We start from the raw sequence: 16,644 nt of genomic DNA, 5'->3' as shown, positions 1-16,644 counted from the left end.
TCGATCCTTCTCCAAATATCAGTACTTCTTCAGCACACCATGTGCCTCGAAGAGGTGGCGGATATGGGCGACTTTCTGCGTGAACTTCTCGCTCTCCATGATATCTGGTGTCCGTTGGAGAGGGAGATCCACCTCGATGATCTCGGCAATTTTGCCAGGTCGCGGCGTCATGACCAGCACACGCTGTGCCAAAAGGACCGCCTCCTGAATGTCGTGCGTCACAAACATCACGCTTTTGTGGGTGCGAAGCCAGATGTGATGTAGCTCCATCACCATCTGTTCGCGGGTCAATGCGTCGAGCGCCCCGAAAGGCTCGTCCATCAGAAGAAGCGAAGGATTGTGCACGAGCGCTCGGCAGATCGAGACGCGCTGGCGCATACCGCCTGAGAGCTCGTAGGGATATTTCTCTTCAAAGCCCGCAAGCCCGACAAGCTCCAGGAGCTCGCGTGCCTTGCCCTCATACTCGCTTGTCTTGAGGCCGCGCATCTGCGGCTGGATCATCACATTCTGAAGGACGCTCCGCCAATCGAGCAACGCATCGGTCTGGAAGACGATCCCGATGTCGGTGACGGCCCGATCGATCACGCGGCCCGCCGTCTTGACGGTCCCTGAGCTCGGTCGCTCCAATCCCGCGGCGAGAGACAGGAGTGTACTCTTGCCACATCCGCTCGGCCCAAGGACGGCGAAAAACTCGCCATCGGCGATTGAGAAGCTGACATCGTCGAGAGCCGTCACCGGGCCGCTCGACGTCGTGAAAGTCTTTTTGACGCCGGCGAAATCGAGGGCGGGTTCCATCGCTACCGTCTCCTCACGCGCGCTGCGAGACATGCCAGGGGAGCGCCAGGCGCTCGGCGAGATCGACGAGGGCAAACAACAGCATCCCCATGACGCTCAGGACAATCAGGATGCTGAAGGAGAGCGTCACGTCGAGAGAGCCGTTTGCCACGATCAGCTGATAGCCGAGCCCGCTGTCGGCGGCGACGAACTCTCCGACGATGGCCCCGACGATGGCGAGTGTCGAAGCGACCTTCACGCCAGCGAAGATGTTCGGCAGGGCTGCCGGCACCTGGAAATGCATGAAGACCTTCCAGCGCGACGCTCCGGTGGAACGGGCGAGCCAGGCGATTTCCTTGGGCATGGAGCGAAAGCCGACGAGAGAATCGACCAGGATCGGGAAAAAACAGATGAGGAAGGCAATCAGGATCTTGGGAAACAGCCCGAAGCCGAACCAGACGACGAGCAGCGGCGCGATCGCCACTTTCGGCACAGTCTGCGAGGCGACCAGAAGCGGATAGAGCATCCGCTCGACCAGAGGGAACTGCGCCAGGATCGCGGCAAGCGGCACGCTGATCACGATCGACAGCAGGAAGCCGATCAAGACTTCTTTGGCGGTGACCAGCGAATGGCTGAAAAGCAATCCGAAATCGGAGTAGATCCGCTCCGCGATCGCCGAAGGCGGCGGCAGGAGATAGGCGGGAACATCGCCGAAATACGTCACGGCCTGCCAGGCGAGGACGACGGCGAGGCACAAAATGAGGCTGTCGAAGGGCAGGCGTGCCTTGCCCCGCCCCTTTTTCTCGGCCTGTCCCGACGAGGCGGTCATGAGAGCTCCTTCAAGGCCTTGATGAGCTTGTCGTTATCCGCCCGTGAGCGCAGCGAGATGCGCAGGACATGATCGTTTTCAAGCCCGTGAAAGGAAGTTGCGTCGGCGACGATAAGGCCGCGGCGCGCGAGGTTTTCGGCCGCTTCGCCTGGATGGCGGCCGCCGAGATCGAGGAGGATCATATTGGCGTTATGCCCCCGCACCTTAAGGCGCGGGTCGGTCGCGATCTCCGTCAGGAAATGCGCGAACTCTTCGGCGAATATCGCCTTGCAACGAGCCAGGAACTCGCGATCTGAAAGGGCCGCAATCGCCGCGTCGAGCGACGGCAAAGCGAGGTTGAACGGCGGTCGCCCGACCTCGGCGACGGCAACCAGATCGGGGCGCGCGATTGCATAACCGACGCGCATGCCGGCGATGCCGAAATATTTGGAGAAGGTCCGCAGGATGACCACGTTGCGGTGGCTTGAGACGAGGCCGACTGCCCCCTCCTCCGCCGGATTGATCAAGGCTTCGTCGACAACCAGAATGGTCTCCGGCGCCGCCTCTGCGAGCCCTGCGATCTCGCCCCGGGTGAGGCGGGCCCCGGTCGGGTTGTTCGGCGAACAGATGAAGGCAAGCGCCGGCCGGTGCGCCACGAGCGTGGTTTCAATCCGCCCCGCATCGATCAGCTCCGGCTCGGTGTTTTCGACCGCCACGATCCGACAGCCGCGCAGGGAGGCTTCGAGCTCGTAACGCGGAAACGTCGGCAGATGCACGAGGACGTCGTCGCCCGCGCTCGTCCAGGCCTGCAAAATGAGCTTGATGACGTCATCGAGCCCGGCGCCGAAGAAGAACATCGCCTCATCGACTTGATGGCGCGCGGCAAGCGCCCGCCGCAATTCTGAATAATTGAGGTCGGGATAGAGATGAATGGTGCCGCAGGCGCTGCGGGCAGCCTCGACGGCGGAGGGCGGCGGGCCGAAAGGATTGACGTTGAGGGAGAAGTCGATGACCGCCTCGCGGGAAAGTCCGTAGCGCGCAGCGATCAGGTCCGGCGAGGTCTCGGCTTCGTAAAGGCGCGTTGAAGCCATCTCAGCGCTTTGCGGGTTGAGCGTCATGCGAGCAGTTTCCCGTAACCTGTGACCGCGGGAATTCCGCCGAGAGCATTGCGGATACCCCACAACGTGACCTGATTGCTCGTCAAGACGGGCTTGCCGCGTTCATGTTCGAGCTCCTCGGCGACCTCAAGGGCGCGCAGATCGGTGCAACTGACGAAAATCGCCTCGCTGTCCGGCGTATCGGCATCGCGCACCAGCTCCTTCACACGTTCCGGCGGCACTTCGCGGATCGCCTTTCCGGAAAGCCCGAGCCCACGCAGATTGGTCACCGTCAGACCGTGGCTCTCAAGAAAGGCGAGTTCGGCCGCATTCACCTCGTCGAGATAAGGCGTCGCAAGGGCGACCTTAGTCGCGTTGAGGTGCGTCATCGCTGCGACGATGCAGCGCGAAGTTGAAACGACGGGACAGCCAACCCGCGCCTCGATCGCGGAGATCTGACGGGCGAGCCCTTCCTCGCCGTCGATGAAGGAGCCGCTGGTACAGGCGAAGGCCACGACATCGGGCGTGACGGAGGCGATGAGGTCGGCCGCGGCAGCAACGCCTTCGTTCATCTGACGAAGCCCCTCGGGCGTCGTCTCGCGCAGCATGACCCGCGTCGCATGGAAGGTGACGTTGGGCCAGGCAATTCGTGCACAATCGGGCTCGATCACCGCATTGACGGACGGCACGATGAGGCCGATACGGCGGCGAGAAGCGGCGACGTCCGATGTCACCGCTTCTGCCATGACGTCTGATAATCCGTGACGTTGGCACCCTCGCGGCTCAAGACGACCAGCGAGCGCAACAGATCGACCATGGCCGCGTTGGTGCGGGCATCGGTCCCGTCGACATAGAGCCGGAACTGGCCGCCCACGGGGTCGATCGCGCCGGCGCGCACGCAGGCCTCGATCAGCCGCTCTTCCTCCCGCCCATCGTGGAAGGCGGCTTCCCTTCCCGTCGAGGCGGCGAGACAGGCGGCAATCCCGTAAGCGCCCCAGTTGGAGATATTGGCGACAACCGTCACGTCGGCCGGCTGTTCGGCGGCGATCGTCTCGCCGAGCGGCACATATTCACGCACCTCGTCGGCAACCGTGCCCATACCGAGCTCGTTGCCGAGATCGCCGATACCGATCGTGGCGATGCCACGCTCGCGTGCCATCCGGTAGAGAACGTCGGTTTTGGCGGTGAAGCCAGAGATCTCAAAACCGCCGCCGCCGTGATAATGCCCGTCCGCGCCGGCGCCCGGCCGCTCGACCGCAATGACGGCCTTCGGCTGATAACGATCGAGGATTTCGGCAGCGGCTCTCTCGGCGTCTGCCGCATCGACAGGAAAGTCGAGGAGTGCGCAGCGGTTGCGTCCGGAGCCGAGGGCATCGGGCGTGGCCGGGATCAGACCCGCAGCCGAAAAACACGCCTCCATGCAGGGCACCACCGAGGCCTCGGAGATGCCGACAGGCACGGCGCCAAGGCCGATTGCAAGGGCTCGCGCCAGCACGGCCGCGCCGATCGGCCCATCCGTTTCCGGCAAGCCATAATCTCGCATGATGAAACCGCTCAAGACGAGAACACGGTCACCTGGCGCCACGCGGCTCTCCAGAAGCCGCGTGGCCGCGAGCGTCACCGCCTCGCCGCCGGCTTTCTCCCTTGCACGCGCATAAAGCTTCAGAAGCGGAATACCTTTCAGGATGGTCCAATTCGACATGGGCGCTGTGACCAGATGGTCGATCGCCTCGCCGATATTTTCGAGGCTAACACCCGCCATCGATATACTCCTCCAGACGCACCTCAGATTCCCCCGGAAAGCGTCGTCGCTCGAACAATTTCTTCATATGCATCGGCACGGTCGCATCGATGCCGATCTTGCCGCGATGCACCTCTCGCACGTCCTCGCGTGTATAGCTCGGCACATGCGGGAAAACGTAAACGCCGGTATCGGGCGTCGCACGCGTCTGAATTGCCCATAAAACATCGGCCGCATCGAAAGGATTGACGTCCTCGTCGACGACAACGACGACTTTCGTCCATGAATACGCGGCAAGAGCCGCAAGCACGGCATTCTTAGACTGATCCTCGCTCTTCTTTTCGATGGAGATCACGCAGCCGAAGACATAACCAGGCGTGGCAATGTCACGGATGCGCGGCACGAAGGAAGAGACCTTTTTGTAGATCTCGGTCTGGATTGGAACGCCCACGAGATTGAGATCTTCGGTGCCACCCGCCAGGATCGCATGATAGATCGCATCGCGCCGCCGCGTGATCGCGGTGACACGGAAGACATGGTTCTTCATCACCGGCACATAACCATCGGTGAACTCACCGAAGGGACCTTCGTCCTCGCGCACGCCGGCGATGACTTCCCCTTCGATCACCATCTCTGCATCGGCCGGCACATCGACCGGGATCGTCTTGCATCGCGTGACGCGCAAGGGGCTGCCCTGCCAGGCGCCGGCCACCTCCAGCTCATCGACTTCGAACGGCACTTTCGAGGCAGCTGAAAACATGACCCCTGGAGGCGCTCCGATGACGATGGCGCAGGGGAGGTTCTGCCCCTTTTCCTCCGCCACCTGGTGGTAGCGGCCGAGATGCTGAGGCGGCATCATCCGCACCCGCATCCGGTCGCCGCCAACGAGCTGGCAGCGGTTCCATGAGGCATTGTAGACGCCAGTCTCCGGATGCGGCGCAATCAGGACGCCCGCCGTCAAATAGGCTCCGGCGTCGAGCTCCGAAAACACCACCTGCGGAATATCGCGCGCGACGTCCACATCGGCGCCGGTCACGACAACTTCCTGAACGGGAGCCTGGTCTACTCTTTCCGTCGGCAGGCGCTGGTTCTCCAACTGAACGAGCGAGGAAAGAAGATCGGCCTCGTCGAGACCGAGGGCTGACGCGACATGGCTGCGGAAACCGAAGACATTGGTCACGACCTGCTGGTCGGAACCGGCAACGGAACGAAACAGAAGCGCTTTGTTCTCGCCCTTCTGCATTTGCCGCATGACAGCCGTCAGCTCGTGCTTGGGATCAACTTGGCGCGAGACTGTTGCAAGGGCGCCTCGCGCCTCCAGTTCACGCACCACCTCGCGGAATGCCGTTTTGGCCTTCATTAAACCGTTTCCTGTTGTTGCGCATTGCGCAACGCTGTTGCGTTTAGCTATGATTGACTTTCATCTGACAGAGGTCAAGCACTAGATGCCTCAAAAAGGTCAGAATGCAGCTATGCCCAAGAATTCAGCAGAGCCGACCGCCCGCCGCCCCGGAGTTGCCGCCGCAAGGCACGCCGTGGAGGTTCTGCGCTGCGTGTCGCAGGCAGGCGGAAGCATCGGCATCAACGAGATCGCGCGCCGCATCGGGCTCCACAAAAGCTCGATTTCACGCGTCGTCGCCACACTCGAGGATGAGGGTCTTCTCGAGCGCGAGCCTGCGAGCGAACGCATTATTCTGGGCATCGGCCTGATCGCGATCGCAGCGCCGATCCTCACGAGCCGCGGCATCTCCACGATCGCCCACAAACACATGGAGCGCCTTGCACACGACACAGGCGAGACCGCGAGCTTCAGCGTCTGGAACGGGCTGGAAGCGATCAGCCTCGACCAGGTCATCGGCACCAATGCGATCACGCATTATGCAGGGCCAGGTCAGAGCAACGCGCCCCACTGCACCGCCTCGGGAAAGCTGCTTCTGGCCTTCGCGCCCGAGGCGGAGATCGAAGCGATCCTTTCCGAAAACCTGCCGCGCCATACAGGGCGCACGATCACCGACCCGCAGGCACTCCGCCGCCAGATCGACGACATCCGCATGCGCGGCTTTGCCGTCAATCGCGGCGAGCTCTCCGACGATGCGGGTGGAATTTCCGCGATCGTGCGCGACCTGCAGCGCCGCCCCGTCGGCGCCGTCACCATCACTTTGCCCATGTACCGCTTCGATGAAGCCCGCCAGGACGAGCTGGTAAGGCAGGTCTGCGCCGCCGCAGCACGAATTTCTCTGGAGATGGGCTATACGGAGGGCGGCGCCGGCAAGTTTGTGAAGCTCTGATCCGGCCGCGCGGTCACATCCGGCGAGCCCTGTTCAAGTGTTCGGGACAAAGCGAAAAAGAGAGCATTCGCCAACCTTCCCGCAGTGATGCGACCGCCCCAACAAAACCCGGCGCGGGCTGAAACCCCTGAAGTGCATAGGAGCCGAGGCCCGGCACAGCGCCGCTTCGCGCCACGAGCCGCCCGTCAGGTCGCTCGAAATCAAGAATGAGCGTGCTCGGATTGCGCGACAGGCCGAGGCCGCAGGCTTTCAACACCGCCTCCTTCCAAATCCAAATTTGCAGCAGCGTGGAACGGTCGACCGCCACGCCGAGCTGGTGGAGGCGCCGCTCCTCTTCCGCAGAGAGGATTCCATAGAGATCGATATGCCCTGCCGCCTCCGCCTCGATATCAATCCCGACCGCACCCCCACGACAGATTGCAAACGCAGCCACGTCCCGGGCATGAGAGAGATTGAACGCGAGGTCAGCTTCAGCGCCAAGACAGGGCTTCCCGAACCGCCCCTCCGTCAGAACGATCTCTGAAGGCTCCCTGCCAAGATATTGGGCAAGCAGAAACCGGAGACCATTGCGGGCGGCCGCAAACCGGATCTGCGCGGAAGGCGTGCGCAGCCCCGCCCAGCGGGATCTCTCCTCGTGGGTGAGCCAGTCGGCATCGCACGCCTTGAGCAGATCGTCGTCGAGGCGCCAGGTCCAGATGTGGATCTCGTCTGCGGCCAGCGGAGGGCACACCGACATCACCCACTTCGGCGCTGCAGAACTCCACGCACACCTGCATCCCTGGCGAGAAGGATCTCTGCCTCGCCCCGCATGAGAGCAATCCGATCGACCGCACTCTGCAGCACGATGACGCCGGCATGCCGCACGCAACCCGGATAGAGAAAAGAAAGGAGCGGCTGAGCGAACTCGGACGGAGCCGCCATCCACCTCGAATCCGGAGCTCGACAGGTGCCGCTTTCGGCTGATGACGCACAGGCGGCGACCCAATACAAGGCCAACCAGCACCCAACGGCGGCACAGACAAGGAAGAGGCCCCTATACGCCAACATGTCCTCGACACCCTCAATCTGCCGCGGCATCGGTCCGAGACGTTAGGGGTCGCGGATTCCTTAAGGTTGCATCACATCGAGAAAATAGAAAAAGTCAACAAAATGTATCAGTAGAGGTCTCAATTTTATCCTATCGCCCTAGAAATTCACTCGCCCATGAACAAGATTTAGGCTGCAGCTCGACGATTCGGGACGACCGGCAGGCCACCTGGCGTATCCGATCACAACTCCGGAGGGAGATTTTCGAACATGATGATGCGGCCGTTCCTGGAGAGGCCTGAATACGAGGACCTCTCGCCGGAGGCGAAAATCAGATACCTGCAAGCGCAGCGCGATTATTGTCTCGCCGCTGCCGCCGCGCTCGACGAAGTCATCGCGAAGCTTCGCCCGGGCGAGCAGGCTCATCCTGTCGACCTCAGCGCGTTCAACCCCGCCTGGAAAAAGGGGGACCGGCTGACGCGCCTCGGCAAAACTGCGGTATATGCCGCCTTCGATCGAGGCATGAAACAGATCGAAGTGGCGAGGCTGTTTCAGATATCAACACCAAGTGCGCATCGCATCCACACGATCTGGGAAAACGATCGGCGCCCTTAACTCCCCTCCGCGCCATCCTCTAAGCGCTCCGCCGCCCACAGCGGGACCAGCGAGCCTGCCTTGACGTGTCGTCGCCGAAGTCCGGACTACACGCGGCACGTCAGTCAAGCAGTTCCGCCACCCTCGGCCTGAATTCTCCGCACCAATCCGTCGGAGGCACCATGGGGTAGACCCGTTTCAATTCCAGCGGACGCCCATGCGCCCCTTCGGCATAATGCGGCGGATAACGCCGGCACTCACCGGCAAATTTGTTGCCTTGACGCGCCCAGAACCGGCATTGCTCGCAGCTTTCGCCATTGGAAATGTTGCGACACGGCATAAACCCCTCACCTACAAGCAATGACCTTCCAAAATTATATGGAGAATTTATAGACATAACAAGATGGATTGCAAAATGGATTAAAATACGACCTATTTGCTAAGGGAACTTTCCGGTTTCCTTGTGCAGCCGAAAATTACGACTATCGAACACCTGACGGTATACAAATTTTAAGAGTGCATATGCGCTGGAAACCGAGGCTCCGCTTGCCGTTCCGGAGCACTCGCGTCGGCCGCTCCCCCAAGGTCTAGCTCATCGGAAGCAGTTTCGCTCATCCTCCGCGAGTAGAGCCTGACAGAGCGCGTGAGAAAACTGTTCAGCCTTGCCCGAAACTGACCGCTGTCGAAATGTTCTGCGCGCCGACGAATGGCCGCAAAATCGTAGAGATCCGGATTGAAGTGCAGGAGTGCGCGTTTGAGGCTCTCACACGTCTGTTCTTCAAACAGCTCGCCAGTCTCCCCGGGAACCACCGTGTCGAGAGCGCCTCCCTCACCCAAAGCGATAACAGGGCGCCCAGAAGCCATCGCCTCAAGCGGTGTAATGCCGAAATCCTCGACCGACGTCAGGATCAGGGCTTTGCAATTGCGGTAGAGCTCGGCCTTTGCCTCCCCATCCACGCGCCCGACGAATTCAACGCTCGGCCCCGCGAGGGCTTTGAGGTGTCGCATCTCCCGGCCCTCGCCGGCCACGACGAGTCTCAACCCGAGTTCGCTGCAGGCTCTGACCGCAATATCGGGTCGCTTCCAGCCGACGAGACGCATCAGCAGGAGAAAATACTCGCCGCGGCCACTTCCCGGCTTAAACTCGTTCACGTCGACGGGCGGGGGGATGATCGTACTGCGACGGCGGTAGGTCTTCCGGATTCGCTGCTCCACCAGCGTGCTCGTGCTGACCCAGAAATCGACGCCCTGCGCCGCAGCGCGGTCCATGGAGCGAAGCCGCGGCAGCATGGATTCCACCACCCGCCTTTTCCCCACGCCAAAGCCCTCTCGCCGGGCATAAGCGTTGTAATCCCAGAGAAAGCGGGGCGGAGAATGGCAATAGCACACATGACAGCTCTCCGGCGGCGTGACCACATTGTGTGCGAAGTTGAAGGAGCTGCTGATGACAAGGTCGTAGCCGGAAAGGTCGATCGAGCTCATCAGGAGTGGGTAGAGAGGAAAGAGCGCGCGGTGATGGGAGCGCACCAGAGGGAGCCGGTTGATCCAGGTCGCGCGAATATCGGCGCGTTGGAACGCCTCGGGAAACGCTGACGGTTCGTAAAGCGGAACGAAGACCGGAGCCTCCGGGAACATCCGCATCAGCTCCTCGAGCACCTTCTCGGCACCACCATAGACGGTCAGCGCTTCGTGGATCAGAGCAACCTTCATTCCCCCTCCAGACTCGAAAGTCGCGTATCCTGGCCCCCGTCGTTGAAGGGGTCCGATGGCCGGTCACCATCGCCGGTACGCCTCAGCCTCAGCTCTCGAGGCGCCTCCGCTCTCAGGGCGATGGCTTTCCTCGAAGCAGCAGTCGAGGCAGCCGTGAATTAGCATAATTATAAATTAATTAGCATTATATATTGACTGCGCCAACAATATTCCCTCTTCATCTAAAAACTTAGCCAATGGCGCGCCGTTTTGAGCAGAGGCTCGACGCGGGCTCGCGCCAGCGTGGCAAAGCTTGAAGACGGGGGTGACAGCATGTCCGCAGAGCGCGCCGTTCTCCATGTGAGCCGCGTCGGCTTCCTCGGCGGTGCCGAGCGGGTGATCCTGACGCTCGCGCGCGGCATGGAGGATTACGGCTATTCCCCTATCCTCGCCTGCCCCGGAGGAGGTGATCTTTCGGCGGCAGCCCATTCGCTTTCCATCCCGGTGACGGATTGCGGCTTCGAGCGGATGCGCGCCACGTCAGATCCTCTTGCGCTTGTGCACTACTTTCAGGCCTGGCGCGCCGGCAGCGCCCAGATCGGCAGGCTCCTCACCTCGGGTGAGATCAAGCTCGTTCACGTTCACCACCCGGTCGGCGCGCTCTATGCGCTCCCGTCCGCTCGTCGCCTCGGCATTCCGGTGGTCATGCATGTGCACGAAGTGCTGCCGATCAAACCCCAGCACCGGCTCGCCCTCCGCTGGACCGCTCGTCATGTGGACCGCTTCATCTGTGTCTCCGGCGCAAGCCGCGAACTCCTCGATACGATCGGCGTTTCCCGCGAAAGGGTCGAGATCGTCCCGAACGGCGTCGATCCGGAATTCATCGAAAAGGCAGCCAAAGCGCGCCCGGCCGCGCCGATCGTCGCAAAAGGCGCGCCCTACAATATCGGCATCTTTGGCGTCATCGAGCCGCGGAAGGCCCAACATATTTTCCTGCAGGCGGCCGAGAGGATCGCCGCAGAAGAGCCCGGCACGCATTTCTGGATCGTCGGCCCGCTCGCGCTCAAAGACAAGGAAGACTACGCGAGGCGCCTCCGTGATATGGCCGAGACCCCCGCGTTGCGTGGCCGCGTGAGCTTCACCGGCTTCCAGACCGACATGCCATCTTGGATGGCCGGGATGGACGTCGTGGCGTTGACCTCATCGAGCAATGAATCCTTCGGCATGGTCCTTGCGGAAGCGCAGATCGTGGGCAGGCCTGTGGTCGCCACCGATATCGGGGGCGTCCGTGAAGCCGTCTGCACGGAGACTGGAGGCATCCTTGTTCCGAGGAACGATGCGGACGCCGTGGCCGCGGCCGTGCTTACGACCATCAGACAGCAAGAGCGTCTGCCGGCATCGTTTCTCATTCGCGCCGCCCGGAAAAAGTTCTCGCCGGACGTCTTCCGGGCACGGATTGCCGGGATTTACGAGGGCGTGCTCGGCGACCAGAGGATGAGGCTCGCATGCGAAGAGATGGTTCAGGGACGACGCTGGCACCCTGAGGGGGTCTCTCGCCCTCGCCCGGCGTCCCCGCACGCGAACCCGGCATTGGCTGAAGGCAGTCCCGGCACCGCAAATCGAGATGGGCGTGAATGCACCCGGAAGCCGGCCCTGTGGTTGTAAGAGCCGATCAGGTGAAAGCCGATGTCGCGGCGGTCAATGTCGCGGCCGTCGAGGTCAGTGCCGCCCCGGCCGCGCCATCCATGCGGAGCATTCTCTTAGCGAGCCTCCTGCACCTGCCGGGCCGCATTCTGTGGGCGCCGACCGCCATCTATGCCGTCATGCAGTCGATGGCGACCTTTGCAGCCATCCTCATCGTCAATATCGTCACCGGCGTCATCACCGCACGGCTGCTCGGTCCGGACGGTCGCGGCATCTATTCCGCGGTCGTGCTGTGGACGCAGTTCCTCGCTCTGATCGCAACGGCGGGCATTGGCGCTGCGGCCACCTATCATGTAGCCAAAAACCGTGAGGACCGGGCAAGAATCGCCCAAATCGCTTTCGTGCTGGCGGCCGGTTGGGGCAGCTTCGTTCTCACGATCGCGCTCGTCGCGATCCCCCACTTGATGACGCAGTATGACCCGCAGGCGATCCTCTACGCGCGCATCGCAGCGCTAGCCTCCATTTTCGGCGGCTCGCAGGCCCTCCTTTGCTGCGTTCTCATCGGATTGGGCGCCTTCACCTTCAACAATTACGGCCGTCTCGCCCCCAATCTTCTCTATTTCATCGCGCTGATGGGGGTGCTGGCCCTCGCCGACCTGAATTGGCAAAGCGCCGTCTTGGCGTCGATTGCGGGGATCAGCCTTGCGCTCGTCACGCAGATTCCTTTCTTCTTGAGCCGCATGGGCGTCCCACGAGGCGATTTTCGACGCCACGCACGCGCGATGCTCTCCTACAGCCTGCGCGCCGGCCCCGCCGACATCGTCACGACATGCGCAGAATATACCGACCGCCTGATCCTGATCGGTCTCGTCGCGCCCGCCGAGCTCGGCTTTTATGTGATCGCCTTCAGCTTTTCACGCATCGCCATGGCATGGATCATGCCGATCAACAGCGTGCTCCTCTCCAAGATGGCGAGAGCAGAAGCGAACGTTGCGAAACGGCATTACGATCATACCTTTCGCTTTGCCCTTGCCCTTCTTCTCATCACCTGGCTCGCAGGCATGTGGTGGGGACCTCCGCTGCTGGTGCTGCTCTACGGTCAGGAATTCACGCCCGTGGTTCCGATCTTCCACGTGCTTCTTGCGGAGGCGATCGTCTTCGGCCTCGCCAATATCAGCGCACAGCTCTTTCAGGCCCTGAACCGCCCCGGCTACGTCTCTGCCGTGGAAGCGACATGCTTCGGGGCCATGCTGGTATCGGTCTACGTCATGGCCTCCCGCGACGGGGCAATTGGTGCAGCCTGGGCGATCCTCGCGGTCACGCTCCTGCGGCTCACCCTCATTCTCATCGGCATCAAAATCTCCCTGAAGCTGCCGCTGCCGCGTCCTTATCTGACCCTGGGGGACCTCCGCTATCTCCGCGATCGGCTCGTTCATCTGTGAGGGTCGGCCAGAATCCAGGCTAACGCCCCGCCCAAGACCTCGAAGCGGCAATCAGAGATGAGTTGGGAGGGATGCGGCCGCCGGTCCAGCCACGACGCCGGCACCCAGCAAGCCGCGATCCTGTGAAGGCAGGCGCATTTGCGCCCGCGAAGCCGTGATCTGCGCCACCCCCATGCCGAGCATGAACCAAAAGACGACCCCGTGCTCCCCGACCGTGGAAGGGATCAGCAGGCTCATCACAAGATAGGACACGGCGATCGCTTGCGCCGCGAGAACGAGCGCCCTCTCCTCCGCCCTCAGCGCGGCTCCCTGGAGGAAGAGAAAAGCTACGATGAAACCGATCCCGGCATAATAGACGAGAGCGCCGACGACCCCCACCGCCAGCATCGCGGCGATCGGGCCGCTGTCGATCTGCATCGCCTGAACGCCGCTCTTGGTGGCGGGATCGGCCCGCGACCCTCCGAGACCGGAGCCGAAAACATGCCGCTCCATTTCCTCGAACGCCGCCGCATAGACATGGAGCCGCTCGTTGGCGCTCACGTCCGCGCGGGCATCGAGCATGGATTCGATCCGCTGGCTGACGATCCGCGCCCCTTGGTCGCTCAACAGCGCCATGGGTGCCACCACCACGAGCACGAGGGCGAGCACAAGCATCGAGGTTCTGACGCGGCCGGACCCGAGGAAGAAACAATAGGCGCCGATGATGAAGATGCCGACCCAAGCGGTCCGCACCACCGTGAGGCCAAGCGCCACGAAGCCGAGCGCCAAAGCGAGCCAGCGCAAGGCGCCTTTTGAGACGATGAGCATCGACAGTGGCAACAGCAGGAACAAGGCCAAGGAGGCTGGCGAGTTCATCGTGGCGAAGACGCGAACCTTATAGGGATAGGGCTCGCCGATCGTCGGCATGAGCGTCTTTTTCATCCAAAGGGCATCCCAGCCGGGCATGTAGCGGAACTGATAGAGAGCGTAGAGCCCGAGAAGGATGCCGGTGAAAACCGAGAAGACGGCAAGATCACCGCGCAGGTGACGGACCCAGGATGGGTTGCTGGCGACGAACATGCCGAATGCCGCCGGCAAGACCCAGAGAAGGAAATCGTAGGCACCGGGCAGGAACTGACCGTTGAGAGCGGACAGCATGAGTCCATAGACCGCGGCCGCAACGACGAGGAGAAGCCCGGCGGACATCGGATGACGGAGATTTGCCACAGCAAAGACAAGTGCGCCGGAGGCCGGAGCAAGCGCCGCGTAAGGGGCGAGAAGAAGCGGGCTGTAATCGAGAAAGCCGGCGTGAAAATCGACCATCCGCCGAATGAAAGGAGTGAGAACGAAGAGCCAGAGGCAGAAGGCGATATACCGCCTCATATCGCCTCTCAGCAGAAAGAAAGAGGCAACGACCAGGGCACCGGCAGGAAGAACAAGCCGGAGATGGCCGGCCGCACTCGTCAAGGCCGGCGCGGCCATGATCCCGACCAGCGCCAGAACCTGGAACTGCAGCAGCACTCGGCCGAAAAGCCCGTCAGAGTCAGGACCGACGCGGCCCGGCCCAGGTCGGATGGGCGAACCTCGGTTGGAGGCCCAATCTCGCCCAGCTTGGCTCTCAGGCCGCGGAACGGCCGGACCCCCGGCGCTCATTCTAGGACGGAGACGCGGCCGCAGCTTCCGGCAGGGATGCACCTCCGACTGGCTGCGGCGAAGGATAGGCTTTCACCAGAGACGCGCCCGTGAGCGTCGGGCGCAGTTTCGTAAGTCCCTTTTGGGCGCGCCACGGGACCGGCGCGCCGCGGCGCAAAATGCCTTCTTTCGCGAAAACGCTGTTCCCGGTCAGCACGACGCCGGCGATCTCCGCACGGCAGGCGTGCAAGATCGTGATCGTCTGCTCAAGGGCACCCGGCGAAAAACGCCCGATATGGCAGAGAAGCAGCGTTTGATCGGCAAGGGTGGCAAGAGACGTGGCGTCCGAGACGACATTGAGAGGCGGACTGTCGATGACGATCACATCATAATCACGCCGCAGGGTCTCGATGAGCTTCGGCAGGACCGGCGATGCGAGAGCGTCGATGGCCTTTCCATCACTTCCAGCAGCAGCGCTCCCGGCAGCAAGAACGTGAAGCGACGTATCTTCAACGGCCATGATCGCATCGCGCAGCCCGGCTCCTCCCTTGCCGCCAGGCGCGCCGAGAAGATCGCTGAGCCCGATTTTGACGGCCGACGGCGAGGCGGCGTGTTCGCCCGCCGCATGACGGAGATCGGCATCCAGCAACAGGACCCTCCGTCCCGTCGCCGCAAAGCTCTGTGCGAGAGCGACCGCGGCAAGGGACTTTCCTTCCCGCGGCATCGCCGAGACGACGAGCACCACCCGCGTCGGTTTGCCTCCCTCATGAAGCAGGCGGTTGCGTACGAAACGGATCTCTTCCCAGAACCTGACACGGCTCGCCCGGTTCGACGGCAGACGGCTTGAGACGTTGAGGGAGATCGCACCCAAGATCGGAAGACCGATCCCTTCGATATGAGCGGCATTGCGCCGCCACCGGCTCGCGAGATGATCGACCACCATCGCGCCAGCAAGGCCGGCCGCCAGCGAAACGATTGCGGCAAGGAGGAGGAAGAGCGCCACCTTGGGGAAGATCTGGCGCGTCGGCACAGAGGCCCGCGACACGACCTTGGCATCATCGGCGACGAAATCGGCGCTCTGCAGCTGACCGTCGCGCAATCTCGATGTGGCTTCGATCAGCCGCGTCTGTGTCTGCGACAAGGCACCCCGGGCATTGTCGAGGTCGCTTTGAAGATCCGGCAGCGAACCTGCCTCCGAATCGGCCAGCGGCGGGAGCCCTCCCGACGCGGCTTGAGCCGATGACAGCGCACGGGTTGCTTCTTCGACCTCCGATCGCCGCTCCTCCATCTGAGCAGCCAGAAGGTCGACGACATGCCGAAGCGCGAGCGTCCGCCGCTCGACCTGCATGCCGATATAGGTGGCTGCGTGGGCGTTGACGATTTTGGCGGCGAGATGCGGATCGCTCCAGGTGAAGCTGACGATTGCGGCCGTCGACAGCCCGTCATTATAGGTCGCGAGCTTCTTCATGTAGATTTGCAAAAGCCGATCACGCTCAAGCTCGTCGACACTCCAGGGCGAGGCTCGCACCTCGTTTTTCCCCGAGAAGGGCTGGATCCAGCTCCGCAGCCTTGTGCGCCAGGAAGGATTCTCGGTGAAACTCGGCTCGTCCTGAAGATCAAGCGTATCAATGACCCTGCGGGCGACCTCCTCGCTGCCCAGCACGGCCGCTTCCGACGCAATGATGAAGGAGGGCAGCATGGGCGAGACGGTCTTTTCCTCCGCCGTACGCGGATCATCGACCGGCACCGAAGGAAGCAGAACGAGAGCCGTGGCGCGGTAGGACGGCGTGAGGTTCGCGATCACCGCCGCCATGCCTGCAAAGGCGACGGCGGCGACGAGCACCACCACCCATTTGCGCCGGAGGAGAAGGCCGAGCATCCACAGAAGGCTGCCGGCACCGGTTTCGACGGATTGAGCGGGCATCTCCTG

Annotated in this window: 15 protein-coding genes; 4 read left to right on the top strand and 11 right to left on the bottom strand. The window is 62.4% G+C overall.

The features are described 5' to 3' along the window. Window positions 1-18: 18 nt before the first annotated feature. Genes J2R99_RS08780 through J2R99_RS08755 form a run of 6 tightly spaced genes read right to left on the bottom strand, consistent with a single transcriptional unit; the run spans window position 19 to window position 5,780 of the window. Window positions 19-795 carry an ABC transporter ATP-binding protein gene (locus J2R99_RS08780; protein WP_307154045.1) on the bottom strand — a complete coding sequence of 259 codons (777 nt, stop codon included), beginning with the start codon at window positions 793-795 and terminating at the stop codon, window positions 19-21. A 13-nt stretch (window positions 796-808) separates the two neighbouring features. Next, entirely contained in the window at window positions 809-1,603 is a 795-nt protein-coding gene (locus J2R99_RS08775) for an ABC transporter permease (protein WP_307154044.1), read from the bottom strand. Then, a complete protein-coding gene (locus J2R99_RS08770; protein ID WP_307154043.1) occupies window positions 1,600-2,673 on the bottom strand; it encodes a pyridoxal phosphate-dependent aminotransferase in 1,074 nt (357 codons plus the stop codon). Before J2R99_RS08770 ends, J2R99_RS08775 begins: the two co-directional genes overlap by 4 nt. A 23-nt stretch (window positions 2,674-2,696) precedes the next feature. Next, window positions 2,697-3,425 carry a maleate cis-trans isomerase family protein gene (locus tag J2R99_RS08765; RefSeq protein ID WP_307154042.1) on the bottom strand — a complete coding sequence of 243 codons (729 nt, stop codon included), beginning with the start codon at window positions 3,423-3,425 and terminating at the stop codon, window positions 2,697-2,699. After that, window positions 3,410-4,441 carry a DUF4392 domain-containing protein gene (locus tag J2R99_RS08760; protein WP_307154041.1) on the bottom strand — a complete coding sequence of 344 codons (1,032 nt, stop codon included), beginning with the start codon at window positions 4,439-4,441 and terminating at the stop codon, window positions 3,410-3,412. Before J2R99_RS08760 ends, J2R99_RS08765 begins: the two co-directional genes overlap by 16 nt. Then, window positions 4,428-5,780 carry a UbiD family decarboxylase gene (locus J2R99_RS08755; protein WP_307154040.1) on the bottom strand — a complete coding sequence of 451 codons (1,353 nt, stop codon included), beginning with the start codon at window positions 5,778-5,780 and terminating at the stop codon, window positions 4,428-4,430. The genes J2R99_RS08760 and J2R99_RS08755 overlap by 14 nt, the downstream gene beginning before the upstream one ends. Before the next feature lie 112 nt (window positions 5,781-5,892). On the opposite strand from J2R99_RS08755, the gene J2R99_RS08750 reads away from it, so the two are divergent. After that, window positions 5,893-6,708: an IclR family transcriptional regulator gene (locus tag J2R99_RS08750; protein WP_307154039.1), complete on the top strand. Its 816-nt coding sequence runs from the start codon at window positions 5,893-5,895 to the stop codon at window positions 6,706-6,708. Window positions 6,709-6,721: 13 nt separating this feature from the next. Here the strand turns inward: J2R99_RS08750 and J2R99_RS08745 are convergent, their stop codons facing one another. Continuing rightward, on the bottom strand, window positions 6,722-7,444 hold the full coding sequence (locus J2R99_RS08745) for a 4'-phosphopantetheinyl transferase family protein (protein WP_307154038.1): 723 nt from the start codon (window positions 7,442-7,444) through the stop codon (window positions 6,722-6,724). Beyond that, complete coding sequence (locus J2R99_RS08740; RefSeq protein ID WP_307154037.1) at window positions 7,444-7,629, bottom strand: hypothetical protein; 186 nt, start codon at window positions 7,627-7,629, stop codon at window positions 7,444-7,446. The genes J2R99_RS08745 and J2R99_RS08740 overlap by 1 nt, the downstream gene beginning before the upstream one ends. Window positions 7,630-8,004: 375 nt before the next feature. On the opposite strand from J2R99_RS08740, the gene J2R99_RS08735 reads away from it, so the two are divergent. Beyond that, on the top strand, window positions 8,005-8,349 hold the full coding sequence (locus tag J2R99_RS08735) for a hypothetical protein (protein ID WP_307154036.1): 345 nt from the start codon (window positions 8,005-8,007) through the stop codon (window positions 8,347-8,349). Between the two features lie 489 nt (window positions 8,350-8,838). Here the strand turns inward: J2R99_RS08735 and J2R99_RS08730 are convergent, their stop codons facing one another. After that, window positions 8,839-10,038, bottom strand: coding sequence for a glycosyltransferase (locus J2R99_RS08730; protein WP_307154035.1), 1,200 nt, complete (start codon window positions 10,036-10,038; stop codon window positions 8,839-8,841). Window positions 10,039-10,350: 312 nt separating this feature from the next. Here J2R99_RS08730 and J2R99_RS08725 point away from each other — a divergent pair, with 312 nt between their 5' ends. Together J2R99_RS08725 and J2R99_RS08720 are read left to right on the top strand one after the other, a co-directional pair. Further along, window positions 10,351-11,682 carry a glycosyltransferase gene (locus tag J2R99_RS08725; protein ID WP_307154034.1) on the top strand — a complete coding sequence of 444 codons (1,332 nt, stop codon included), beginning with the start codon at window positions 10,351-10,353 and terminating at the stop codon, window positions 11,680-11,682. Beyond that, window positions 11,673-13,103 (top strand): lipopolysaccharide biosynthesis protein, encoded by a 1,431-nt coding sequence (locus tag J2R99_RS08720; protein ID WP_307154033.1) that lies wholly within the window; start codon window positions 11,673-11,675, stop codon window positions 13,101-13,103. The genes J2R99_RS08725 and J2R99_RS08720 overlap by 10 nt, the downstream gene beginning before the upstream one ends. A 51-nt stretch (window positions 13,104-13,154) precedes the next feature. On the opposite strand, the gene J2R99_RS08715 is transcribed toward J2R99_RS08720, so the two are convergent. Both J2R99_RS08715 and J2R99_RS08710 read right to left on the bottom strand, forming a co-directional pair. Then, window positions 13,155-14,465, bottom strand: a complete 1,311-nt coding sequence (locus tag J2R99_RS08715) for an O-antigen ligase family protein (RefSeq protein WP_307154032.1) — start codon at window positions 14,463-14,465, stop codon at window positions 13,155-13,157. A 271-nt stretch (window positions 14,466-14,736) separates the two neighbouring features. Beyond that, window positions 14,737-16,638, bottom strand: a complete 1,902-nt coding sequence (locus tag J2R99_RS08710; protein WP_307154031.1) for a tyrosine-protein kinase domain-containing protein — start codon at window positions 16,636-16,638, stop codon at window positions 14,737-14,739. Window positions 16,639-16,644 lie beyond the last annotated feature (6 nt).

Origin of the sequence: Rhodopseudomonas julia (assembly GCF_030813515.1) — a bacterium.
GTDB classification, from domain to species: domain Bacteria; phylum Pseudomonadota; class Alphaproteobacteria; order Rhizobiales; family Afifellaceae; genus Afifella; species Afifella julia.
This window is presented reverse-complemented; position numbering and strand designations above follow the sequence as displayed.